This window comes from Synechococcus sp. UW106 (assembly GCF_900474015.1).
Lineage (GTDB): Bacteria > Cyanobacteriota > Cyanobacteriia > PCC-6307 > Cyanobiaceae > Parasynechococcus.
This window is the reverse complement of the sequence record NZ_UCNV01000009.1, coordinates 239,427-261,648: the sequence shown is the minus strand read 5'-3', so window position 1 is coordinate 261,648 and position 22,222 is coordinate 239,427. Positions and strand designations below refer to the sequence as shown.

General features: G+C 57.3%; 21 protein-coding genes. 9 read left to right on the top strand and 12 right to left on the bottom strand.

From position 1 onward, the window contains the following. Positions 1-10: 10 nt before the first annotated feature. Entirely contained in the window at positions 11-1,297 is a 1,287-nt protein-coding gene (locus tag DXY30_RS09020; RefSeq protein ID WP_115094610.1) for a glycosyltransferase, read from the top strand. Here DXY30_RS09020 and DXY30_RS09015 read toward each other — a convergent pair. From DXY30_RS09015 to DXY30_RS09000, 4 genes are read right to left on the bottom strand one after another with little or no spacing between them, the layout of a single operon-like run. Continuing rightward, positions 1,279-2,811, bottom strand: coding sequence for a glycosyltransferase (locus tag DXY30_RS09015; protein WP_170951215.1), 1,533 nt, complete (start codon positions 2,809-2,811; stop codon positions 1,279-1,281). The genes DXY30_RS09020 and DXY30_RS09015 overlap by 19 nt on opposite strands. Further along, positions 2,811-3,689: a sulfotransferase family 2 domain-containing protein gene (locus tag DXY30_RS09010; RefSeq protein ID WP_206749527.1), complete on the bottom strand. Its 879-nt coding sequence runs from the start codon at positions 3,687-3,689 to the stop codon at positions 2,811-2,813. Before DXY30_RS09010 ends, DXY30_RS09015 begins: the two co-directional genes overlap by 1 nt. Beyond that, on the bottom strand, positions 3,655-4,407 hold the full coding sequence (gene cysE, locus DXY30_RS09005; protein WP_115094604.1) for a serine O-acetyltransferase: 753 nt from the start codon (positions 4,405-4,407) through the stop codon (positions 3,655-3,657). Before cysE ends, DXY30_RS09010 begins: the two co-directional genes overlap by 35 nt. 10 nt (positions 4,408-4,417) lie before the next feature. Beyond that, positions 4,418-5,419, bottom strand: coding sequence for a GntR family transcriptional regulator (locus DXY30_RS09000; protein WP_115094603.1), 1,002 nt, complete (start codon positions 5,417-5,419; stop codon positions 4,418-4,420). A gap of 79 nt (positions 5,420-5,498) precedes the next feature. Between DXY30_RS09000 and DXY30_RS08995 the strand changes: the two genes are divergently transcribed. Beyond that, complete coding sequence (locus DXY30_RS08995; protein ID WP_244281345.1) at positions 5,499-6,254, top strand: dienelactone hydrolase family protein; 756 nt, start codon at positions 5,499-5,501, stop codon at positions 6,252-6,254. Here DXY30_RS08995 and DXY30_RS08990 read toward each other — a convergent pair whose 3' ends face one another. The 3 genes from DXY30_RS08990 to miaA are packed head-to-tail and all read right to left on the bottom strand — an operon-like array spanning position 6,255 to position 9,477. Further along, on the bottom strand, positions 6,255-7,853 hold the full coding sequence (locus tag DXY30_RS08990; protein ID WP_115094599.1) for a glycosyltransferase family 4 protein: 1,599 nt from the start codon (positions 7,851-7,853) through the stop codon (positions 6,255-6,257). Between the two features lie 13 nt (positions 7,854-7,866). Further along, positions 7,867-8,520, bottom strand: a complete 654-nt coding sequence (infC, locus tag DXY30_RS08985; protein ID WP_115094597.1) for a translation initiation factor IF-3 — start codon at positions 8,518-8,520, stop codon at positions 7,867-7,869. A gap of 57 nt (positions 8,521-8,577) precedes the next feature. Continuing rightward, on the bottom strand, positions 8,578-9,477 hold the full coding sequence (gene miaA / locus DXY30_RS08980) for a tRNA (adenosine(37)-N6)-dimethylallyltransferase MiaA (protein ID WP_115094595.1): 900 nt from the start codon (positions 9,475-9,477) through the stop codon (positions 8,578-8,580). A 152-nt stretch (positions 9,478-9,629) separates the two neighbouring features. Here miaA and gyrB point away from each other — a divergent pair, with 152 nt between their 5' ends. The 4 genes from gyrB to DXY30_RS08960 are packed head-to-tail and all read left to right on the top strand — an operon-like array spanning position 9,630 to position 12,669. Further along, entirely contained in the window at positions 9,630-11,597 is a 1,968-nt protein-coding gene (gyrB, locus tag DXY30_RS08975) for a DNA topoisomerase (ATP-hydrolyzing) subunit B (RefSeq protein WP_115094593.1), read from the top strand. Between the two features lie 14 nt (positions 11,598-11,611). Beyond that, positions 11,612-11,917: an SH3 domain-containing protein gene (locus DXY30_RS08970; protein ID WP_115094965.1), complete on the top strand. Its 306-nt coding sequence runs from the start codon at positions 11,612-11,614 to the stop codon at positions 11,915-11,917. Next, positions 11,898-12,278, top strand: coding sequence for a CrcB family protein (locus DXY30_RS08965; protein ID WP_115094591.1), 381 nt, complete (start codon positions 11,898-11,900; stop codon positions 12,276-12,278). The genes DXY30_RS08970 and DXY30_RS08965 overlap by 20 nt, the downstream gene beginning before the upstream one ends. Further along, entirely contained in the window at positions 12,271-12,669 is a 399-nt protein-coding gene (locus tag DXY30_RS08960) for a CrcB family protein (protein WP_115094589.1), read from the top strand. Before DXY30_RS08965 ends, DXY30_RS08960 begins: the two co-directional genes overlap by 8 nt. Here the strand turns inward: DXY30_RS08960 and DXY30_RS08955 are convergent. Then, a complete protein-coding gene (locus DXY30_RS08955; RefSeq protein ID WP_115094586.1) occupies positions 12,635-13,108 on the bottom strand; it encodes a glutathione peroxidase in 474 nt (157 codons plus the stop codon). The two genes, DXY30_RS08960 and DXY30_RS08955, sit on opposite strands and share 35 nt — an antisense overlap. 72 nt (positions 13,109-13,180) lie before the next feature. Here DXY30_RS08955 and mgtE point away from each other — a divergent pair, with 72 nt between their 5' ends. Together mgtE and DXY30_RS08945 are read left to right on the top strand one after the other, a co-directional pair. Continuing rightward, positions 13,181-14,638 (top strand): magnesium transporter, encoded by a 1,458-nt coding sequence (gene mgtE, locus DXY30_RS08950; RefSeq protein WP_115094584.1) that lies wholly within the window; start codon positions 13,181-13,183, stop codon positions 14,636-14,638. A gap of 52 nt (positions 14,639-14,690) precedes the next feature. After that, entirely contained in the window at positions 14,691-15,689 is a 999-nt protein-coding gene (locus DXY30_RS08945; RefSeq protein ID WP_115094581.1) for an RpoD/SigA family RNA polymerase sigma factor, read from the top strand. 1,327 nt (positions 15,690-17,016) lie between these two features. Here the strand turns inward: DXY30_RS08945 and DXY30_RS08940 are convergent. The 4 genes from DXY30_RS08940 to DXY30_RS08925 form a co-directional block, all read right to left on the bottom strand. Then, positions 17,017-18,033 carry a hypothetical protein gene (locus DXY30_RS08940; RefSeq protein WP_115094579.1) on the bottom strand — a complete coding sequence of 339 codons (1,017 nt, stop codon included), beginning with the start codon at positions 18,031-18,033 and terminating at the stop codon, positions 17,017-17,019. A 9-nt stretch (positions 18,034-18,042) separates the two neighbouring features. Beyond that, positions 18,043-19,092: a hypothetical protein gene (locus tag DXY30_RS08935; RefSeq protein ID WP_115094577.1), complete on the bottom strand. Its 1,050-nt coding sequence runs from the start codon at positions 19,090-19,092 to the stop codon at positions 18,043-18,045. A 77-nt stretch (positions 19,093-19,169) separates the two neighbouring features. Continuing rightward, positions 19,170-20,189, bottom strand: coding sequence for a hypothetical protein (locus DXY30_RS08930; protein ID WP_115094575.1), 1,020 nt, complete (start codon positions 20,187-20,189; stop codon positions 19,170-19,172). Positions 20,190-20,205: 16 nt separating this feature from the next. Beyond that, a complete protein-coding gene (locus DXY30_RS08925; protein ID WP_115094573.1) occupies positions 20,206-21,150 on the bottom strand; it encodes an alpha/beta fold hydrolase in 945 nt (314 codons plus the stop codon). A gap of 118 nt (positions 21,151-21,268) precedes the next feature. Here DXY30_RS08925 and DXY30_RS08920 point away from each other — a divergent pair, with 118 nt between their 5' ends. Beyond that, on the top strand, positions 21,269-21,883 hold the full coding sequence (locus tag DXY30_RS08920) for a TIGR02466 family protein (RefSeq protein ID WP_115094571.1): 615 nt from the start codon (positions 21,269-21,271) through the stop codon (positions 21,881-21,883). Positions 21,884-22,222 lie beyond the last annotated feature (339 nt).

Below are 22,222 nucleotides of genomic sequence, written 5' to 3'. Positions count from 1 at the left end.
TTCCTGTTTAATGACCCGGTTGCTGTTAGTTCATATTGCTAAAACAGGCGGTACGAGCCTGCGCCGATTGTTCAAGGCGACGCAAGCCCTCTCGACCTTTGATTGCGTGCACAACGGCACCCTGCTGCGCTTCTGCGATGGCCAGCGGGTGGAGCTGCGTCCGCTGGAACCAGGCTGCCTTGGCCATTACGACCAAGCGCTGGTGATGATGCGCCACCCCCTGAGGCGCCTAAGCAGCTGCTATCGCTACTTTCTCGGTGGTGGCCTGAATCAGCGCCGCAAGGGGGTGTTTCCGCATGACGCGGCGCACCAGCGGTATTTGCAGCAGCAGGCGCCGACCCTGGCTGAGTGCTGCCAGCGGCTGCCGCAGATCGCCGAACGCATTCCCCATTTTCAGCCGGCTTGCCATTGGCTCGATCAGTTGCCCAATCCTTTGGCTGATCTGGTGTTCTGTGGCCGGCAGGAAAGGTTTCAGCAGGATCTCCAGCGTTGGATGCAGCTGTTGAAGCTCGATCCAACTGGCGTGGTGGCGGAGCAGCACAACGCCAGCACGCCTCTGGCGGATGGGCCCTGGGATCTGCAGTCGATCCAGCTGGCGGAGCAGTTTTACGCCGCGGACTTCCAGCGTTTTGGCTACGAGCTCACGCCCAGGACTGAGCCCCAGTTGATCCAGTACTGGGATCAGCCTGTTCCGCCTGCTGTGCTCCTGGAGCGGATGGAGCGCTGGAAGCAGTTGCACCCCAGCTGGCGTTATCAGCGTTACGACCGCATCTCGGCCTCCCGCTTCATCGGTTCCACCTACGGCCCGGCGCTGGAGGAGGCCTTTCTGGACATCCGCTTACCGGCGATGCAGGCCGATGTGTTCCGCATTGCGATGCTGAATGCGCGCGGTGGCGTTTGGATCGATGCCGCCACCACCTGCCGGCAACCACTAGATGCTTGGTTAAACCAGCGTCAGCCCCTGGTGTTGCTGCGCCGTGCCCACCAGCAGCATCCAAAGGTGTGGAACGGTTTCATCCATGCCGCCGCTCCAGGCCATCCCCTGCTGGCGGCGGCCTGGAATCGCATGGCGTCAGCCTTGCTGTCCCGGCGGGGTGAACGGGTGTACCGCGACTTCGGCCCTGGTCTGCTGCGCGATCTGCTGGCGGCCGGTGCGCCGGAGGCCGGCTTGCAGGTGCTGCAGGAACAGGATGTGCAGGCTCAACTGCAGATCGGCTCCAGCAGTGAGGTTCTGCCCGGTGACCGGCACTGGTCCAGGCGGCAGCAGACCGAATCGCTCTATCTCAGTGGGGGCTGACCATCCGCCTCCCATTGGCGGAAGGAGGCCTCGTAATCCGGCCGCGGTTGGACGCCTTCGGGGATCGCTTCTCCCATCTGGCGGTAGAGCCCCGCTTTGGCACAGCGGTAGAACACCGACGGCAGATCCAGGTGATGGTGGCGCAGGCCGGACTGGCGCACGTGGTGCAGCATCACCCGATCACCGATCAGGTGGCCGTAGGGAGGCATCAGCACCCAATGGTGCAGTAGTGGGAAGGCGTTTCGGCCAACAAGCATGGCGTTGGTATCGATAAAGCGATCTGGGTTTGTCAGCGGGCAGGGTCCCATCACCGATCCGTCCAGGCGGCAGAGGGTCCGGCTGGATGAAATGAAGTCAGCCCGGTGCTCGTCCATCGCTTTCAGCAGGCTGGAGATGTGGTCGGGCCCGTACCAGTTGTCGGCATCGAGGAAGGCCACGGCATCCACTCCCAGGCCGATCGCGTGATAACTGCCGATCAAGCGCGGTGTCGATCCGATGTCGCCATGGCTGCGCGGTAGGCGTACGTGTTCGGCACGCCAATGGTTGATTCGTCGGCGAGGGTGTCCATCGGCTACGAGCACGTGCAGGCAGGGCTCGCTCTGGGCCAGCACGCTGTCATGGCATTGGCGCAGCTGGGCCAGCGGCTCCTTGTAATAAGGCGTGATTACTGCCACCCGGGGCAAAGAATTGCCGAGTGCTTTCTGCAGCCGCCGGTCGTCGATCAGCTCACCGCGAACAACTTGCGCTGCGATTGCGGCAGGGTTGGGCCGGAGGCTGTCGTAATAGCTCGGCAGGCTCCCCTGGCTGAGGTGATTGGCGTAGATCTTTCGCCAGCTGTCACCGACGCCTGGATCAACCCGTTTGTTGCGTTGTAAGGCTTCCGTTCCCTGACGGATTTTGAGTTCGAGTTGTGTGTAGCTGCGGATGGGAACGTGAAGGATCTCGATTGAGGCGTCTTTGACCGCTGCGATGGGCTTTCCATCCACGCTAGCCCCATGGTTTCCGTCCGTGATCTCCACGCCCGGATGGGCGCGATGAATCAACTTGGGGGGTAAGGCCGCGCCAAGGCTGTTGCGTGAGACCCGTTCGCGCAGGGTCTGTCGCTGATAAAAGGGGCGCTGATCGTTGCTCTTTCGCGGTGGCGGCAGAAAGTTGGTGCGTTCCACCAAGATGCCTTCAACGCTTTCGGAGAGCTGGGTCAGGCTGGATTTCAGATTTCCCTGCTGCGGCCACCAGAACTCATCCGCATCGCTGTTGATCACCCAGTCCGCCCCCATGGCTGTCGCCATGCGCGCCATCCGGGTCACCCATACGGCTTGATCATGGGTCTGTTCTGCTTCCTGCAGCAGCGTCAGCTGACCGCGACGTTCGAATAGCTGCAGAATCTCTAGGCTGCCGTCCACCGAGCCGTTGTCGGTGGCGATGATCCGGTCCACCCCCTGGGCCAGATGGAAGCTCAACATGCTCTCAAGGATGTCGGCTTCATCCCGGCAGAGCAGTGTGAGCACCAGCATCATTTTGCGGCCCTCTTTGTTCGTTTGGGCTGGAGCCGAAGCTCCGGCCGTTGGCTGACACGTCCGTAATACCAGTGCATTTCCGGCGTGAGGTTGGTCAGCGGCAGGTCATGGGAGGGGCCGATGCAGAGACAGGTTTCGATCAGTTGTTTCAGTTCCGGGTCGCAGAACTCTGCTTTGTTCTGCTCATACTCAAAGCAAGGGAAGTCCTCGCGGTGCAGCTGATTGGCAAGGGCTTGCAGATCGGGATGGTTGCGGATCGTTGTCATGTCCGCTGCCTCCCGGCGCCCTGCACCTTCTCCCACGGCAATCAGGCGATCCCGCAGGCTCTTGGGTAATTCGAGGGTCTCCCCCATCTGCTCGAGATCGCTGCTGAACTTTTCGCAGCGGATCAGTTGATCCACCATCGGGCGTTTGCCGAAGTGGGTGAACCAGTGGATCGGAAAGCCATGCACCCAGCGCAGGTCATGGGCATCCATCGCAGCCGGCAGTCGCCGCAGATAATCCAGAAGTTGTTCATCATTGGGTGGCTGGTTGCGGACCTGCACTTCGGTTGAGCGGCTTTTCTGTCGCAGGTGTTCCCGACAGGCGGAGGCCAGGCGGTCGTAGGGATGACGGATGCAGGCAATCACCTGGTATCGGCGCAGCCAGCGCCACAGTCGGGTGTGGCGCAGATCCATCAAGGGGCGATGGGCTAGGTCCACTTGGCGTTTCAGCACCGGGTCGTAGCTGAAGTCGAACCAGCTCTCCATTCGCCGGTCAACGCCGTCCTCGAGAAAGGCCCTCCGAAGTGCGGTGCCGGCACACTTGGGAATGTGCAGAACCACCAGCTTCAGATCGTGGTCAACGATCACTGGTCTCTTCTCCGAGGAATTCAAGGATTTCCCGGTCTTTGAGATTCTGAGCGGCACCGGTGCATTCATCCAGCAGCTGGCGCCCAGCAGCCACCTCCTGCAGGCAGCGTTTGAGATTGCTGACCGTGCTTTCGAGCTGATCGATCCGCTCCATCAGGTTGCGTATCACGTTGGCTTCGGCGTCCGGCAGCGCCGAGTGGGCTAGGGGGTTGATCCGCACGCCGCTCTGATGGATCACCCGGCCGGGGATGCCCACAACGGTGCAGTTCTCATCCACATCACGCACCACTACTGAGCCGGCGCCGATGCGGGTGTTGGTGCCGATTGTGATCGCGCCCAGCACTTTCGCTCCGGCTCCCACTACAACGTTTTCCGCCAGGGTGGGGTGGCGCTTGCCGTGTTCCTTGCCTGTTCCCCCCAGGGTGACGCCTTGATAAAGCAGACAACGGTTGCCGATTTCCGCGGTTTCGCCGATCACTACTCCCATGCCATGGTCGATGAACACGCTGTGGCCGATGCGTGCGCCGGGGTGGATCTCGATGCCGGTGAGGGCACGACCGATCTGGCTGAGGCAGCGGGCCGCCAGCTTCAGGGGCAGGCGGCAGGTCCAAAGGCGATGGCTGATCCGGTGCAGGCTGATCGCCTGAAAGCCGGGGTAGCAGCACACAATTTCCAGCCAGCCTCGGGCAGCAGGATCGCGCTCGCGGATGATCGCGAGGTCGGCACGGATGTGATCAAACATCGCAGGGGGGTCAGCTGGCGGCCGCCGGGGTCTGCAGGCCAATCTCCTTGCGGAGCAAATCGATCGTATCGGTGCTGAGGTAACTCTCGGCGCAATGCACCTGGGGCATGCGCATGAGCTGGGAGCGGTTCTGGCGCAGGCTCTGCTCCACCAGGGGCAGGCTGGGCCGATCGCAGAGCACATGGCTGGAGGCCCGCAGCAGTGCCAGCAGGCGGCTGCCCACATCCGGCGTGGCGGTCATTAGCAGCAACTCGTTGCCGCGCATCGAGTGGAGGATGACCTCAGCCGCCCTCAGGATGCCGGGGCTGATGCTGACCAGGCCCACACAGCTGCCGGGGCGCAGCTCCTTGAGCATGGCCAGCTCCTGGCGGAAGTCATTGAGGTCAACGGCCACTGCCCGAACGCTGTGATTCTTGGCTATTTCCTCCAACGGTTGGAGGAAATAGCGGCTGGTCACCACCGTGCCGTTGCTGGAGTTCTCCAGCACGCTCTCCAGCTCCTCCATCGGCACCACCTCCACAGGCACATCGAGGCAGGGTTCCAGCTCCTCGGCGATCAGCATCGAGGCGCCGATGTCTTCCCTGGGGGTGCTCACCAGCACACGGGCGCCGCAGCGCAGGCGCCAGTCGATCTCCCGGGTCAGCAGTTCCCGGGTCTGCTGAAGAGTGCAGCCTGCATTCAGCAGGCCATCCACGCATTTGCGCACTTCACGGTCGAGGTCGGTGACGCCCCGATTGCGGATGTGCGGTGGCGTTTTGATTTCCCGTGGTTTCTGCTGGTCGCGTACGTAGATGCCGGAGCCGGCCATGGCTTCCACGACGCCATCGGTTTCCAGCTGGCGATAAACCTTGCTGATTGTGTTGCGATGCAATCCGGTCTGCATCGCCAGCTGGCGGGTGCTCGGGAGGCGATGCCCCGGCGGGTAATGCCGCGCTGCGATAGCGAAACAGATCTGGTTGTAGAGCTGCGTCGATGCCGGAATGTCGCTTTCCTGTTGGATATGGAATCGCACGCCGGTGGGACAGGTCGGAATGCGGCCACCATACGGAGCGATTCCCCTGGTGACAATTACTTCTGTGTCCTATGCAGTTATGGCAAGTTTTGAGCCGGCCGGCGGAATGTGGGTTGAAGTCCTGAACAGTCCCGCTTGTTTGCGTTGCTGGTGGGTGGAGCCGCAGGGGAGCGAGAGCGATATCGAGATGGATTCGTCTATTAATCGTGTCTATATCGTGCTGCCTGAGGTGTTCGGTGTGAATGCCTGGGTGCGCAGCGTGGCCGATCGGCTGGCCGCCCATGGTTATCCGGCCCTTGCGGTGCCCTTGTTTGCCCGAACGGCCCCCGATCTGGAGTTGGCCTATGAAACGTCCGATCTGGCCCAAGGTCGTCGCCACAAGGACGCCACCACCAGCGATCAGATCCTCGGTGATGTCGCTACAGCCCTCTCTTGGCTGCGGGCCCGTTACCCGCAAGCAGCCGTTCATGTGGTGGGCTTCTGCTTCGGGGGGCATGCAGCCTTCCTGGCGGCCACTCTGCCTGGCGTGGCGGCCGCCTTTGATTTCTATGGCGCCGGCGTCAGCCGGATGCGGCCCGGGGGTGGGCCGCCTTCTCTTGAGCTGTTGCCGCAGGTGGCGGGGCGGCTCACGTGTCTGTGTGGAACTGCTGATCCGTTGATTCCGGCTGAAGATCAAGCGGCCATCGAGGCTGCGCTGAAGGCCTGCGATTCCTCCACTAAGCGGCTCCGCTACTTGGAGATCGATGGAGCTGATCATGGCTTCATGTGTGAGGCCCGCAGTAGCTATAACCCCCAAGCTTCCGCTCTGGGATGGAGGTTGCTATTGGAGGACTGATCAGGGTTTGACGAGGCCCTGCTTCAGCCACCAGCCCCGTCTGCGGGGGCTTTCGCTTCTCAGTAAGTCCTTGTCCCAGGTCTGAAAAGGGTTTTGTAGCCGTTCCTTTTCAAGTGCCTCTGGTGGTGGAATGGGCTCCCAGTTTCTGTCGAGAACTTCGCTGGCATAGCAGCCAAATGCCGTACTGGTATTTGGTCTCCAGGGAGGCAGTTGAGGCTTAAGTGTCCAACCTTTTTCAACGGCCTGCAACCGTCGTTGGGTGAGCTCCAGCACTAGCTCGCGCCAGGTCTCGATCAAGATTTTCCAGTCGTAATAGCGGAGAACCCGTTCTCGCCCTGCTGCACCCATGGCCTCACGCCGGGCGGGTGCATGAATCAGTTCCTTAAGGGTTTGTCGCAGCGCTTCAGGGTCAACTGCGATGCCTTGAGACACTCGACCCTGCGCCATGCGCTCACCAATGACTTCATTCAGGCTTGCCAGTGCTTCCTGTGTACCGAGGCCTTCTTGCATCCGCGTGGGAATCCGAACACCGGTTGGTTCTTCCGCTTCTCCGGGATTGACCACGGTGTCTCGATAGCCGTCCCAATCACTTACAACACAGGTTAAGCCAGCAGCCATGGCCTCTAAAGGCGTGATGCCAAAGGTTTCCTGTGGGTTGTCAGGCAGGCTTACAAAGAGATCTGAGGCCCAGCGCACCGGAGCTGCAAGGTCGGATTTGCGGCCTGGTATCCAGTGAATGGGCAGGTTAGGTGCCAATTGTTGTGCGCCATTTTTCCAACGCTGCAGTTCAGCTTCATCAAACGCTTCTCCGTACACCACAAGTTCCAGCTGATTGTTTCCGTCGTTGCGTAGGTGCTCCAGCACTCGTAAAAGTGAATCTGGCTGAAATTTGGTCATGTTGTCGAGACGGCCAGCTACTAGCACCAAAGTGGCGTCTTGAGGCAGGCAGAGTTGATGGCGTGCCTCGCGGCGGATCTCCGAACGGTTCAGTCCATTCCGTGGCTGCCATTGCGCCGGATGGATTCCCAGGGGAATCACCGGGAGCAGCGGTCGTTCAAAGCGTTGGGCGCCGTGGCGCCAGCGCAGGTAAGCCTCCTGTCGATCAAGAAACCCTTGAACCACCTGTTGGCTGGCCTGTGAGGTGCAGATCAGTGCATCCCAGGCTCGTACTGGCGCTGAGCAAAACTCAGTCAATCCCTGTTGAACGGCAGTGGTGTTTAGGGTGTGGACGATTCCCATCAGCGAGAAGATCCCATCGCCAAGGGGCATGCGCTTCCAAGCCCAACGCCCCAGCCTCGGGTCGGGCAAGTGAAAGGTGCCAGTGTCGCGAGCTGCTCTTGCCCACTGTCGGAAATCCACCGCTCGGATATCGGTGTGCGGGTCAGCGGTTCGTGCCAGCTTCTCGAAGTAGGCGCCCCCCTGACGGTTGGGCAGTACTAAATGGTGGGTTCGATTACCACTATGGAGGAGGTAGGCATGCAGAAACGATTCTCCTGCTGATCGTCTGCCAAGCGGTTGATTCGAATCGTTCTGGAACCCGTCCTCTGACATCAAAAGTGTCACGGGGAAAGGACACCCAGTGACGAAATCAGGTGGCATGCCGCAATTCTGATCAGCTCGATTGGCTGGAGACTTTGGCGGCAGTAGGCCGCGGCGGTGCCGGAATCGTGCGCACGGCCTTGTTGGCGGCTTGCTCTTTTTCCTCCTTCTTCACCAGCGGCGTTTTGCGCGGGGTGAGAAACATGATCATGTTGCGGCCCTCCCGTTTGGGTGCTTGCTGGATCTCGGCCTTCTCCTCGAGGTCTTTAGCCATCCGCCGCAACAAGGTCTCCGCCAGGGCAGTGTGCTGAATTTCCCTGCCGCGGAAGATCACTGTGCACTTCACCTTGTCGCCAGCCTTGAGGAAACGCTGAGCCTGACCAATCCGCACGTCGTAGTCGTGCTGGTCGATCTTGTAGCGCATCTTGACCTCTTTAACTTCGGTCTGGTGCGACTTTTTCTTGGCCTCTTTGGCTTTCTTTTCTTGTTCGAACTTGAACTTGCCGTAGTCCATGATTCGGCAGACCGGCGGGTCGGCCTTCTCGCTCACCAGCACCAGATCCAGTTCCCGGTCACGGGCCACGTCGAGGGCTTCTTCCCTGCTGATCACGCCCAGCTGAGCGCCGTCTGAGTCGACCACCCGCAATTGGGGGTAGTTGATCCGATCGTTGATGTTGGGCAGCTCCCGAACCGGGGCACGACGGTCAAAACGGGGACGTGGGGGCATTCAGGCGGTGACGGGGACAGGTGCAGACAATTTCGAGGGATATAACGTCTGCATCCTTCACATTAGTTGCTGCTGGATCAACGTCATCGCATCCGTCAACGTTGCCTGGTCGGGCAGCCAGTGGGGGTTGTGCTGACGCCGGAACCAGGTGCGTTGTCGTTTGGCGAACTGGCGAGTGCGTTGGCTGGTGATCCGCACCGCGTCTGCGTTGGTCAGCCTGCCGCTGATCACCTGCAGCGCCTCGCCGTAGCCGATGGTCTGCAGCAGCGGAAGATCCGCGCCGTAGCGCTCGCTAAGGCGCCGGGTCTCCTCCACGAGCCCGTCCTGGTACAGCTGCTCGGTGCGTTGCTGGATCCGCTGGCGCAGATTGGCGGGATTGAGGCCCAGTTCCAGGACGTTCCAGGGGGGCGGTGTGGCGGTGGCTTGGCGGCTCATCGGTTGTCCGGACGCGTAGAGCACTTCAAGGGCGCGCTGGGTGCGCACGGCATCGGCTGGAGCGATTTTGGCGGCGGCGTCTGGGTCTGCGGCTTGCAGCAGGGGGTGGCAGATGCCCTGGCCCAATGCCGTCAGTTGTTGGCGCAGCTTCTGCTGTGGGGCGACGGCAGGAGGTTGCAGTCCGGAGGTGAGGGCTTTGAGATACAGGCCGCTGCCGCCCACGAGGAGGGCCACGCCACGTCGCTCCAGCTCATGGTTGATGCAGGGATTGGCTTCTGTTTGAAACTCCTGCAAGGTGATCGGATGGTCCGGTCCGCGCAGGTCCAATAAATGGTGCTGTACTCGTTTTTGCTGCTCCGCCGTCGGCTTGGCAGTGCCGACATTCATCCCCCGGTAGAGCTGGCGGGAATCCACGTTGATCACCGGCAGATCCAGCCGTTCGGCGATGTCCAACGCCAGGGCGGTCTTGCCGCTGGCAGTGGGCCCGAGCAGGGCGATCACCAGGGGATTGGAGCTATTCAAAAGCGTTAGGGGGTGCAGCCCGGCTTGGAACGACCTCTGAGAGGCCTCTGCAAGCCTCTATAGACAGCCGGTGGTAGATTGGCATTGTCAGGTCGAGGTTTAGAGCCGTTGCGCCCGCCCATGACCCGGTTTCCTGGCTCGAGACTTACTGAATGAGCGACGCTTCCAAGGTCCAGAACGCCTACGGCGCTGAGCAAATTCAGGTGCTGGAGGGGCTTGAGCCCGTTCGCAAGCGCCCGGGCATGTACATCGGCACCACGGGGCCGCGGGGCTTGCACCACCTGGTGTACGAGGTGGTTGACAACTCGGTCGATGAGGCTCTGGCAGGTCATTGCGACCAAATTGTTGTCGTCTTGGGGGACGACGGTTCTGCCTCGGTGAGCGACAACGGCCGTGGCATTCCCACCGATGTCCATCCACGCACTGGCAAGAGTGCCCTGGAGACGGTGCTCACGGTGTTGCATGCCGGCGGCAAATTCGGCGCCGGTGGTTACAAGGTGTCCGGCGGTTTGCACGGCGTCGGCATCTCGGTGGTGAATGCCCTGAGTGAATGGGTACAGGTAACGGTGCGCCGCCAGGGCCAGATTCATCGCCAGCGCTTTGAGCGGGGCACTGCCATTGGGGCGCTTGCCTCAGAGTCGCAACCCTCGGCGGAGTCCGGCGAGACCGGCACCACCGTCTGCTTCAAGCCAGATCTTGAAATCTTCACCGGCGGCATCGTCTTCGATTACGCCACCCTCTCGGCCCGATTGCGGGAACTCGCCTATCTCAACGGCGGTGTGCGGATTGTTTTCCGTGATGAGCGGGAGTCGGCCCGGGATGAGGAGGGTCAGCCCCATGAGGAGACCTATTTCTATGAAGGCGGCATCAAGGAATACGTCGCCTACATGAACAAGGAGAAGGATGCCCTTCACCCCGAAATCATCTACGTGAATTCGGAGAAAGATGGCGTTCAGGTGGAGGCGGCACTCCAGTGGTGCTCTGATGCCTACTCCGACAGCATCCTTGGCTTTGCCAACAACATCCGCACCGTGGATGGGGGCACCCACATCGAAGGTCTGAAGACGGTGCTCACCCGCACCCTCAACGCCTTCGCCAAGAAGCTGGGCAAACGCAAGGAAGCGGATTCCAACCTGGCGGGGGAGAACATCCGTGAAGGCCTCACCGCTGTTCTTTCGGTGAAGGTGCCGGAACCGGAATTTGAAGGTCAGACCAAAACCAAGCTCGGCAATACCGAAGTGAGGGGCATCGTCGACAACCTGGTGGGCGAGTCGCTGGGGCAGTTCCTCGAGTTCAATCCTTCCGTGATCGGTCTGATCCTGGAGAAGGCGATTCAGGCGTTCAATGCCGCTGAAGCCGCCCGCCGTGCCCGCGAACTGGTGCGCCGCAAGAGCGTTCTGGAGAGCTCAACCCTGCCCGGAAAACTGGCCGACTGCAGCTCCCGCGACCCCGGCGAATCCGAGATCTACATCGTGGAGGGCGACTCCGCTGGAGGCTCCGCCAAGCAGGGCCGCGACCGTCGCTTCCAGGCGATCCTGCCGCTGCGGGGCAAGATCCTCAACATTGAGAAAACCGACGACGCTAAGATCTACAAAAACACCGAGATCCAGGCGCTGATCACCGCTTTGGGCTTGGGGATCAAGGGCGAGGACTTCGACGTGAAGAACCTGCGCTATCACCGGGTCGTGATCATGACCGACGCCGACGTGGACGGTGCCCACATCCGCACCCTGCTCCTCACCTTCTTCTACCGCTACCAGAAAGAGCTCGTGGAGGGCGGCTACATCTACATCGCTTGCCCGCCGCTTTACAAAGTTGAGCGAGGTAAGAACCACACCTATTGCTACAACGAGGGCGATCTGCAGAAGACCCTGGCCGGCTTTGGCGAGAAGGCCAACTACACGATTCAGCGCTTTAAGGGCCTTGGCGAAATGATGCCCAAGCAGCTCTGGGAAACCACCATGGATCCCACCACCCGCACGATGAAACGGGTGGAGATCGAAGACGCCCTCGAGGCCGATCGCATCTTCACGATCCTGATGGGTGACAAGGTGGCTCCTCGCCGGGAATTCATCGAAACCCACAGCGCCGAGCTGGACATGGCAGCCCTCGACATTTGATGGTGCCTGTTCGGATGGGTGGTGTTCTGCGGTGGAGTTGGTTGCTGGGGGTGGCGCTGATGGCCCCGGCGGCCTTGCCCGCCGGTGGTGCTGATCGGCGTCAACCGCAGCACCGTCGCCGCGAGGCGTCTGGGCCGTTGCACACGTCGACCGACCAGCCCCTGCACCTCAGCCCGCTGGAGGTTGCTCCACGGCTGCGCACCCTCAAGGCGGGATCCTCCCTGCGCCTGCTGCGCCGTTGGTCTGCCGCCGATGGCCAGGATTGGCTGCACGTGCAAACCGTCTCAGGAGAGCAACGCCGTGGCTGGCTCCGCGCCTGAGGCTCTGTTGGTTGGTCTTGGGGCGATCCCCGGGGCCTGGCTGCGCTTGAAGGTGGTGAACCACTTTCAGCCCATGGTGCCGAAGAAGCACTGGGGCACCTTTCTTGTGAATGTGGTGGCCTGTTTCGCCCTGGGGCTGGTGCTGGCCCTCAATGAAACCTGCACCTCCAGCACCGGCATCGCGCTGCTGATGGGTGTCGGTTTTTTCGGCAGCCTCAGCACCTTTTCCACCTTTGCGGTGGAGTTGCTGAACGAGCTCCGTGCCGGCCAGGCTCTAACGGCGTTGGTGCTTGCGCTCGCTTCGATCGGGGCGGGTTTGCTGGCCTCGGCCGTTGGTTACGGACTGGGGACCCATGCCTGAGACCAAACCCAGCCTTCAACTGGAACTGCAAGAGCTGCTGCTCGTGGGTCTGGGTGCTGTGCCCGGAGCTCTGCTGCGCTGGCAGCTGGCCCTGCATCTGGGGGATCAGAACCTGCTGGTGAACGTCCTGGGGGCCGCGCTGTTGGGCATGCTGGCCGGGCTTCCCGCCGCCCCGCGTCGACAGTTGCTGCTGGGCATTGGCTTCTGCGGCTCGCTCACCACCTTCAGCAGTTGGATGTTGGCGGCCATGAAGCACCTGAGCTCCGGAGATTGGGCCGCCGCGTTGGGTTTGATCGGGCTGACCCTTGGGCTGGGGCTTGGCGCCGCGGCCCTTGGTTTCAGCCTGGGGCGCCGAATCAAGCCGCCAGAGCCGCCTCAATTGCCGACTTGAGGTCTTCGGGGGTGACGCCGCTCTTGAAACGGGAGATCACTGTGCCGTCCTTGCCAACCAGGAACTTCTCGAAGTTCCACTCCACATCACCGGCGGGATCCATCTCATTGAGGGTGGTGTAGGGCTCTGTGGTGCTGCCCTTGGCGTGCACCTTCTCAAACAGCTCGAAGTCGGCGCCGTAGGTGGTGGAGCAGAAGCTCTTGATCTCGTCGAGGCTGCCGGGCTCCTGGGCGCCGAAGTCGTTGCAGGGGAAACCCAGAACGGCCAGACCCTTGGCGGCGTAGGCCTCGTTCAGGGCCTGCAGCCCGGCGTATTGCTTAGTGAAGCCACAGCGGCTGGCCACGTTCACGATCAGCAGCACCTTGCCGGCGTAATCGCCAAGGGATTTGCTGCTGCCGTCGGGGGTGGTGACGGAAACGGAGCTGACGCTGATCGCCATGGTTGGACACTGAGGGAGAGCTGACGTTAACCGGATGTAACGGCCATAGACTGAGCTCCCGGCCGGAGGAGCATGACGGAGGCATCGGGGTTGAGCAGCGGCGTGACGGTAGAGCACGAGATGCTGGCCGAAGCAGTCACCCATGAGCTCGCCGCCATGCTTCAGGCGGGGAACTACGACGCGGTGAAACTGCTGCTGGAACCGGTTCAGCCGGTCGATATCGCTGAAGCGATCGGAGCGCTGCCAGCCAACCTGCAGGCGATTGCCTTTCGTCTGCTCAGCAAAGACGAAGCCATCAGTGTTTATGAGTACCTCGACACCGCCACCCAGCAGAGTCTGCTGAGCCTGCTGCGTTCCGGTGAGATGCGGGAGGTGGTGGAGGAGATGTCGCCGGATGATCGTGCCCGCTTGTTTGAGGAACTGCCGGCCAAGGTGGTGCGCCAGCTGCTCAGCGAGCTCAGCCCCGATGAGCGCAAGGTGACCGCTGAATTGCTGGGTTACCGCTCTGAGACGGCCGGTCGCTTGATGACGACCGAGTACATCGCCCTGAAGGAAAACCAGACGGCGGCTTTGGCGTTGGAAATCGTGCGCCGCCGCGCCCGCGACACCGAAACGATTTATTCCCTCTATGTGACGGATGCCGAGCGCCGCCTCACCGGCATCCTGTCGCTCAGGGATCTGGTGACGGCAGACCCCCAGGCTCGCATCGGCGATGTGATGACGGAGGAAGTGCTCAGCGTCAGCACTGACACGGATCAGGAGAAGGTGGCTCGCACGATCCAGCGCTATGACTTCCTCGCCGTTCCTGTGGTTGATCTGGAACAGCGTCTGGTCGGCATTGTCACGGTGGATGACGTGATCGATGTGATCGAGCAGGAGGCCACCCGCGATCTGTACGCCGCCGGTGCGGTTCAGGCCGGTGATGATGACGACTACTTCAGCAGCAACCTGTTCACCGTCGCCCGTCGCCGGGTGGTTTGGTTGGCGGTGCTGGTGCTCGCCAGCTTCTTCACCTCGGAAGTGATTGCCGCCAACGAAGACGTGCTGCAGCGGGTCGTGCTGCTTGCGGCGTTCATTCCGTTGTTGGGTGGCACCGGCGGCAATGTGGGGGCCCAGAGCTCCACGGTGGTGATCCGTGGCTTGAGCACCCAGAGCATCTCCAGCCTCGGACCCTTGAGGGCGATTACCCGCGAAGCGATGGCAGGGGCGTTGCTGGGCATTTTGATGATGCTGTTAGTAGTGCCCTTTGCCTGGTGGAGAGGGGAAAGCGCGTTGGTGGGCCTCTCAGTAGGGATGAGTCTTTTGGCGATCACCACCTTGGCGGCCACCGCCGGTGCAGCGTTTCCGCTGCTGTTCGACCGCATGGGTCTGGATCCGGCCTTGATGTCCACGCCCTTCATCACCACCTGTACAGACGTGGCGGGCACGTTGATCTACCTGAAGACGGCGGGGTGGCTGTTGGTCCACCTGCCGCAGCTGGTTCACGCCACAGGTATTTCTACCCAATTCTTTGCCTTGGGCGTTTTCTGAGAGTCTGTTTACGTTTCTTAGGAGTACTCTTTACATAACTCAAAGAAGCGACATGGCTCCGGCAGCGACCGCTATTCCCAAGCCGAAAACTGCCGCGAAAACCGTCACGGCAGACGTCGACCTGGTTCGCTCCTATTTACGTGACATCGGCCGTGTCCCCCTTCTCACCCATGAGCAGGAGATCACTCTCGGGCGTCAAGTCCAAGAGTTAATGGACATTGAGACCATCGAGTCTGAGCTGGAGAGCAAGGAAGGTGAGAAGCCCAGCCGAGATCAGCTGGCTAAGGCCTCGGGGCTTTCCTCAGTGCAGCTCAAGCGCAAGCTTCAGCACGGCCGTCGCGCTAAAGAGCGCATGGTGGCCGCCAACCTAAGGCTGGTGGTCAGCGTCGCTAAGAAATACACCAAGCGGAACATGGAGCTCCTGGATCTAATTCAGGAAGGAACCATCGGCCTGGTGCGTGGGGTTGAAAAGTTTGATCCCACCAGGGGCTATAAATTCTCCACCTATGCCTACTGGTGGATCCGTCAGGGCATCACGCGTGCCATTGCTGAAAAGAGCCGCACGATCCGGCTACCGATTCACATCACTGAGATGCTGAACAAGCTCAAGAAGGGCCAGCGGGAGCTAAGCCAAGAGCTGGGTCGCACCCCCACCGTCATCGAGCTCGCTGAGTACGTCGAGCTGCCGGAAGATGACGTCAAGGATCTGATGTGTCGCGCCCGCCAGCCCGTGAGCTTGGAGATGAAAGTGGGTGATGGCGATGACACCGAGCTGTTGGAGCTGCTCTCCGGCGATGGTGATCTGCCCAGCGATCAGGTCGAAGAGGATTGCTTGAAAGGTGATCTGCGCAGCTTGTTGGGGCAGTTGCCTCACCTTCAGGAACAGGTGCTGCGGATGCGTTATGGCATGGATGGGGAAGACCCGATGAGCCTTACCGGTATCGGCCGCATCCTGGGTATGAGCCGAGATCGTGTCCGCAATCTAGAGCGAGATGGTTTAGCCGGTCTGCGCCGAGTGAGTGATCAGGTTGAAGCATACATAGCTAGTTAAAATCACATGTTAATTGACCTAAATTAGGCTTGCAAGTTGAAATAATTATGTTCTTTTCTGCACTCGCCAGCATTTTTTAAGGCCAGTTATATTTCGTTTGTTTGATGCCTTGTCGCTAGTATTTTTTATTATCGAAATTAATTTTAATCATTACTTTCAAAGAAAGTAATTTTTCTTATGGTGGAGTGATTGCAGCTTAAATCTCGCCTAATTCCGTTTTTGCAATGTTAAGGCTTGGCAAGCAAGAAGTTCTCAATTATTTTGACCAAATATTCTATGTGGATGATAGCTTTAGTTATAATTTTGTTTTTTGCACTCTATTTAGTGTTCTAGGCGTCACATTCCTTGATGGCAGGATTTAAGCTGAGGTCGATATGCTTTTGTTCGGGGAGAGGGGCTGGCGTCTTTATTCTTTGTGACGCGAACTTTCATTTACTAACGGTTTTGTTCTGCATCGATAGCTGCTGTTGCAAATCGTCTATGGGAAAGATGTAGGCGGGCTAAAAAGTAGGTCTTTCTGAGGAGTTTCATCATTTGGTTCACGCGGTTAGGGAGAGTCCGGGTCGAATGCTGTTGGCGTTTCCCATGCTTCAAGTACCTTTTGAAGGCACAGATGCAAGTTCCCTTAACGCTTGATTTAAAGTCCTTTAGGTAAAGGATAACGCTTTCTTCAGTTCGATTCGGATTCGTGATGAAAAGGTATTCCACCAGCGTAGGTTTGTTTAATTAAGAGTAGATCTCTTTGTTGCCATCCCTGATGGCATTCTTCAATAGTGGTGATTTATTCGTTGCTTGTCTTGTGTCGGTTCTTGCGAAGTGGCATTGTCTTTTGAGTTTCGCTGTGGTGGACGACGTTTTAGTAGGTTATACAGTGGCCGAGGTGATGGGAGCCTTGGAAGGTGATCTTCATTCGATCGATATGTTGGATCGAAATCTAGGGTGTATTGCGGGATTTGTGCAGTTTTTTAGAGGATTGTAGGAGTGGCCAAAGATGTCATCATATGCATTCATATTGATGGCTGCCGCGCTTTGACCCCAGCTCTTCTTGGTTTGTCGGGATAGTGTTAACTGCACTCAATGATGCTGTCGTGGAATTGATTGCGTATGCACCCGAGTTAGCGATGATGACCCCTGCCTCCTCATGTGCTCGAGCTCGCCGATTTTCAGTAATCTTTGATTCAAGGCCTGTAGTATCACCACAACAGCAAAAGTTTTAGTCCCATTACACACTGCTTCGCCTGAACAGGCTGCAGGAGTAAAACTGTTGTGGATTCTGTCACTCATCCAGTCACGTGAGAACTTGCCGATGAGGGTTGGCTCAACTTAATCAACTGGTTGACCAAGTCAGGGCGACAAGTTGATCCAGGCAGGTCTGTTTGAGTTCTGGTATAAGTGGTTGCTTGATGCTGTCGATTGCGGTGAGCAGATTGAGAATTTGCTTGCGATTAATGTGGACAATCTGTTCAAAAAGTTCATTTGGCTCCACTCCTTCAACACCTGAGAGTGCCTCCAGGAACAGGCGTTTCGGTGCTTTGACCGAAGGTTTGCAGCCCAAGAGCGGACGATCAATCATCACCTGTTTGGCGTTGATCGACACCTTCAAGGGGTGCATCGGTCGATGATTAATACCGCCTTTGACGATGATCAATCTTTCGTGGTGCTTGACGCGCATATCCATACTGAAGGCTGTGGGCTCTACGCAGCCGAAACCATATTGAAGGAAGCGATGCAAAGGATCGGCAAATGAATACCGCACAAGGATTTCGTTGGCGAAGCTACCGCTTACGCGGATGGCATCTTCCTCAACCTTCCATGAGGCTTGCTGAGCCGAGTGATTGACCAGCTCAATCATTGGCATCAGAACCGTTTGATCTTTCCAGCTAATCCGTCGAGTGCGCAGAAAGCGTTGGAGAATCGTCCCATCATCTTCAGAGGGAAGCCGTTCTGCGATGGGAACGGAACAGAATGGATTTAATCGCTGTTGAATAACTTTTGGAAGAGATCGAAGTTCCCTTTCGAAAGAAAGAATGGAATTGCGTCCATCTGCACCCCAGGAGAAATCGCGCTGAAAGGTTTCGAACCATTCATCGTATCCAGCTGGAAAGTTGGCTGGGTCCGCAAGGCTTAGGTCTCCGTTGACCAGTTTGATCTGATTGGTTGGCACCAGCAACTCCGCCGGTGCCCTTAGTTCTATCGGCTGGGTTGGATCAATGGGGAATAGCCCAAGACCAAAAGCTCCTTGCTTCTGAATAATGTTCTCAACGGTGCCGCCGAGATCTCTGAAGCCCTCAATAAGGTGTTGCCATTTCTGACTGACATTGTGGACATTCTGGTTCGACGGCATTGTCAAGCTTCAGGCAGCCTCAGGAGTAGGAGCAGCTTGATCGAGCAAGTCATCCCGTTGGCCGATGCGATGACTGAGAGCCAAGAGTTGATCAAGGCAGGCTGTGCGGAGATTCTCTGATGTATCGCCTTCCACAGTGTTTAGTAGTCGGATGAGCTGAATGAATACCCGTGAGTTGCGCTGATGAATCTGATCGAATAATTCATTTGCATCCACACCGTTGAACTTCTGGAAGGCCTTGACGAACAAGGTGCGAGGAATCTTGGGGGAATTAGTTGATGCCAGAAGTGGCTGTTCGACGACCATGGTGTCGCCCTTGATCTGAACATTAAGGTCTCGCGTGGGACTACCGGCGGAACCCCCACCGCGTACAAAGATCTTTTGATCGCGATGTTGTAATCTAAAGCTAAGACTATATCCGAAGGGTTCTTGGGCATTAAATCCGTAGCCGAAGAAGCGACGAATCGGATCGGAGATTGAATACTTCACTAGAACTTCTCCTTCGAACAGCCCTCCAACAGCGATGCCATCACCGCTCATGTCGTAGGGGTTAGCAGATGTCCCATGATTGAGTAGCTCGATCATTGGCATAATCACTCGCTTACCTTTGAAGTTTATGCAGCGTGTTTGGATGAATCGACGGAGTAACTCCTGGTCTTTATCTTGCTCGGGATACCTATTATCAGAATTGTAAAGGCCGGATCGCTTGAGAATTTGTTGGACCTCATCGGGTAGAGATTTCAACCCTTCTTCGATGGCGAGAGTGTTTTCGCGGCCTTCCGCACCCCAGGAATAGTTGCTTTGGTAGCGGCGGAACCAGTCGGCATAACCATCGGGGAATGTGTTGGTATCCTTGATGATAATTTCGCCATCTTTCAATTCAATATTGTCGATTGCAACCAGAAGTCGATTGGGAACTTGAAGCTCAATCGGTTTTGAAGAGTCAATTGGAAACAATCCCATTCCGAACAAGCCTTTTCGCTGCATGACATTCTCGGCTTTGCCACCAAAAGCTCGGAACTCGTCGAGAAATGCATGCCAATCAGCTGCGGAACCCATCGCGATTCAGGAAAAACCAATTTAGTTTCTCACGAGTCCCCGCAGTTGAGGCGGCCGGCTTCGGTGCGGATTCCTCCTCAATGTGGTCGGATAGCCCCATTTCGTCCTTGACCTATCTGCTGTGAGAGGGCATCCAGCTGGTCTAGGCAGCCCTGCATCAGTTGATTGGCGACTGGATCCGCTTGGTGCTTCAGCACACGTAGAAGATCGATAATGGCTGCGGTATTGGCATGGCGAATTTGGTCAAAGAGTTCAGCTCCATGAATGTGGTATTCAGCTTCACACGCCTTTAAAAACAGGGTTTTGGGCAGTTTTGGCATTCTCTGATACCCCAGTAGAGGTTTGTTGATCACCAATTTGCTGTTCTTTAGCTTCATTTTTGGAGGACTGAACCACTTTCCCCCACCTCTCCCTGAGATAATCACCTCTTTTCCTCGGTGTACTACACGCAACGGCAGACTGAAGGCCATGGGTTCCGCACTATTGAAACCGTATGTCATCAGTCGTCGCAGTGGGTCCGTGTACGAATAACGCACAAGAACTTCCGTGGTGTATGCGCCCTTCACACCAATGCTGCCGTCCCTGCCGTCAGTCCATCCATTTGCGTTGGAGTAGTGATTGATCAGTTCAACGATCGGCATCACCAGTAAGCGGCCGCGTCGTCCGACGCATCTACTTTTTAGGAACTGTTGCAGCATGCTCAGCTGAAAACTCGTTCCTGTGAGTCGTTCAGCCTGGTTGTAAAGACCGTGCTGTTGCAGGGCTTTGAGTACTGTCTCTGGAAGGTCGAGAAGTCCTTGCTCGAAGCGAGTGACAGAAGCCTCTCCATCAGCACCCCAGGAGTAAAGGGCTTGGTAGCGCTGAAACCAGTCGGGATATCCCATAGGGAACCGGCTGTGGTCTTTGATTACGACTGCTCCATCTCGTAGATCGACGTTGTCGGCGGGTACAAGCAGGTGCTCTGGAACTTTGATTTCGAGTGGTTCTTGCGGATCGATGGGAAAGATGCCAAGTCCAATCTCTCCATGGCGTTGAATTATGTTCTCTGCCACTCCTCCGAAGCTACGAAATTCATCTAGGAACTGCTGCCAATCCATATGTGCGACGCTGCTTTTACTCAACATTCCGAAGCGTCAATTGCAACCTCTTAATCCTTTCGAGTAGCAGTGTATTCACAGGCTCAGGCGTTTCGTCATGGGGACAGTGACCTGCGCCAGAAATCACCTCGAGCGTTTTCACGCAGGGAATTGTTTTGAGCCAACGCCTGGCTTCCTCCACAGGTTCCCATGGATCTTGTTCGCCCCAGATCAGATCCACGGGAGTGGTGAGATTTTGCATCAGATCTGGTGCTAGGTGGTCATCAAACAGGTTGATAAAGCCGCGGAAGGCTTCGGCTGATCCCTGCCTGCGGCTGGGTTGGTAGAGAAGATCTACCAGCTGATTGTCTAGGTTTTTCCCGCTGGGGTATGCCTGTTTCAACACATTGCGAATCACCGTGGGTCGTGCAGCGTTGCGGAATAGCGCTGAGCTCAACCATCGCTGTTGTACCAGTACTTTGAGTGCTGGACGCAACCAGCTCATCCATGCCGGTTGACGGACCAGTTGCTTGTCATCCATCAGTCGTTGTGCGCAGTCGATAAGCACGATTCCTTTGCAAGGACTGGCTCCTGCTCTCAGCTCGAGTAATTGTGCACTCCTTAAGGCAACGACTCCACCGATCGAATTGCCCACTAGCAGGACCGGCTTGCTGATTACCTCCCTGCAGAAGTCCGCTACTTGCTCTGCCCAGAGGTCGAAACTGTATTTGGTACCTGTATCTGATGATTCACCTGCTAAAACAGCACGGGGTTGATCACTGCTGCCGAAGCCCAGCAGGTCGATAGCAAAGGCAGCTGTTGTGCCACCTAGCAGTGGTTGATTGAAACGCCAGTGGAGGGTATTGGCTCCGAAACCATGAATTAACAGCACACAGAGCTCAGAATTGTCTTGGTTGCCCGCTACACTCCACCTTATCCGATGTGAGCGCCACGTCCAAAACTCTGAGGCTGATTCAGACATGGCCGAAAAGGAAATGGCAAGAGCTAGGTTAGATGCGATTGTGACTTACGAAGACTCTGCAGTTTGATTGGATCAGTCCGAATAGAGTCTTCCTGGCTTGACGAGTTATGATTGAAGGATGGCTGATTATCAATCTCGTGTTCAATTGCTGTTCGGTACTCCTTTTTGGAGATTGAAATGGCCTGACGCGTTGTCAGCATCACTGCAGAGAATTGCAGCTCAGGTTGAGACAGATGTGTCGAGTGGTGAAATCAATCCGGGCTTTAACAGATCTAATTTTCTGGGTTCGCAGAGTCGTCGTTGCATGCTTCGAGAGAGTCCTTATTTACATGACTCTGAACGTAGAGCCCTTATTGGAATGCTCAGTTCGGCGCTGCCATTGGAAAGTGCTTTTAGGGTCAATTGCTGGATGAATTGCAGTCTCGCTGCATCTCATAACAGCGCACATGTTCATCCGGGTGCAGAGATTAGTGGTGTTCTCTACATTTCAGTTCCGCCTGAGTCTGGAAGAATTGTGTTTCGTGACCCTCGGCCTCAGGCTGAAATGTCACAGCTTCAATCCAGTCTTGGGAACGTTTTTGATTCGTTGGTCCCAAGATTTCCTGTGTCACCTGAGCCGGGAGATTTGCTCTTATTCCCCTCATGGTTAATGCATCAAGTGGAGACTGGTCGTAATCAGAATGGCTTGCGAATATCTATGGCGCTCAACATCAATGGCCTGAAAAAAGCTTAGTAAGTTGTCGCTATTCTCTGATAGTTTTGCTTTGTACTGAAGGTGATAGCTGCATTTTGAGGTGTTTTAGGTGTTAGTCGGCTTAGTTGAATGCCTATTTTTTGAGCTGGCACTATGTCCGCTGCATCGTCTTCTTGGTGATGCTCGATGTAATTGGTAAATCCCATTTGCCTTTTGACATAAAAAGCTTTAGTGATTAATCACAGCCTTGTAAGGGCGGAGAATCGCCGATTTCAGTGTTCAAAAACTTTAAGTATTTCATCGGGTGTTACCTGTTCATCGTTCTGGTTAGCCCGGGGTTCATCACTGCACCGGAAGTTCAATAGATCGATGGCATAC

Coding starts and splice junctions, on each gene's coding strand:
- DXY30_RS09020 (WP_115094610.1), top strand. CDS start 11: ATGACCCGGTTGCTGTTAGTTCATATTGCTAAAACAGGCGGTACGAGC.
- DXY30_RS09015 (WP_170951215.1), bottom strand. CDS start 2,811: ATGCTGGTGCTCACACTGCTCTGCCGGGATGAAGCCGACATCCTTGAG.
- cysE (WP_115094604.1), bottom strand. CDS start 4,407: ATGTTTGATCACATCCGTGCCGACCTCGCGATCATCCGCGAGCGCGAT.
- DXY30_RS08995 (WP_244281345.1), top strand. CDS start 5,499: ATGGCAAGTTTTGAGCCGGCCGGCGGAATGTGGGTTGAAGTCCTGAAC.
- DXY30_RS08990 (WP_115094599.1), bottom strand. CDS start 7,853: ATGCCACCTGATTTCGTCACTGGGTGTCCTTTCCCCGTGACACTTTTG.
- infC (WP_115094597.1), bottom strand. CDS start 8,520: ATGCCCCCACGTCCCCGTTTTGACCGTCGTGCCCCGGTTCGGGAGCTG.
- gyrB (WP_115094593.1), top strand. CDS start 9,630: ATGAGCGACGCTTCCAAGGTCCAGAACGCCTACGGCGCTGAGCAAATT.
- DXY30_RS08970 (WP_115094965.1), top strand. CDS start 11,612: ATGGGTGGTGTTCTGCGGTGGAGTTGGTTGCTGGGGGTGGCGCTGATG.
- DXY30_RS08960 (WP_115094589.1), top strand. CDS start 12,271: ATGCCTGAGACCAAACCCAGCCTTCAACTGGAACTGCAAGAGCTGCTG.
- DXY30_RS08955 (WP_115094586.1), bottom strand. CDS start 13,108: ATGGCGATCAGCGTCAGCTCCGTTTCCGTCACCACCCCCGACGGCAGC.
- mgtE (WP_115094584.1), top strand. CDS start 13,181: ATGACGGAGGCATCGGGGTTGAGCAGCGGCGTGACGGTAGAGCACGAG.
- DXY30_RS08945 (WP_115094581.1), top strand. CDS start 14,691: ATGGCTCCGGCAGCGACCGCTATTCCCAAGCCGAAAACTGCCGCGAAA.
- DXY30_RS08940 (WP_115094579.1), bottom strand. CDS start 18,033: ATGCCGTCGAACCAGAATGTCCACAATGTCAGTCAGAAATGGCAACAC.
- DXY30_RS08935 (WP_115094577.1), bottom strand. CDS start 19,092: ATGGGTTCCGCAGCTGATTGGCATGCATTTCTCGACGAGTTCCGAGCT.
- DXY30_RS08930 (WP_115094575.1), bottom strand. CDS start 20,189: ATGGATTGGCAGCAGTTCCTAGATGAATTTCGTAGCTTCGGAGGAGTG.
- DXY30_RS08925 (WP_115094573.1), bottom strand. CDS start 21,150: ATGTCTGAATCAGCCTCAGAGTTTTGGACGTGGCGCTCACATCGGATA.
- DXY30_RS08920 (WP_115094571.1), top strand. CDS start 21,269: ATGGCTGATTATCAATCTCGTGTTCAATTGCTGTTCGGTACTCCTTTT.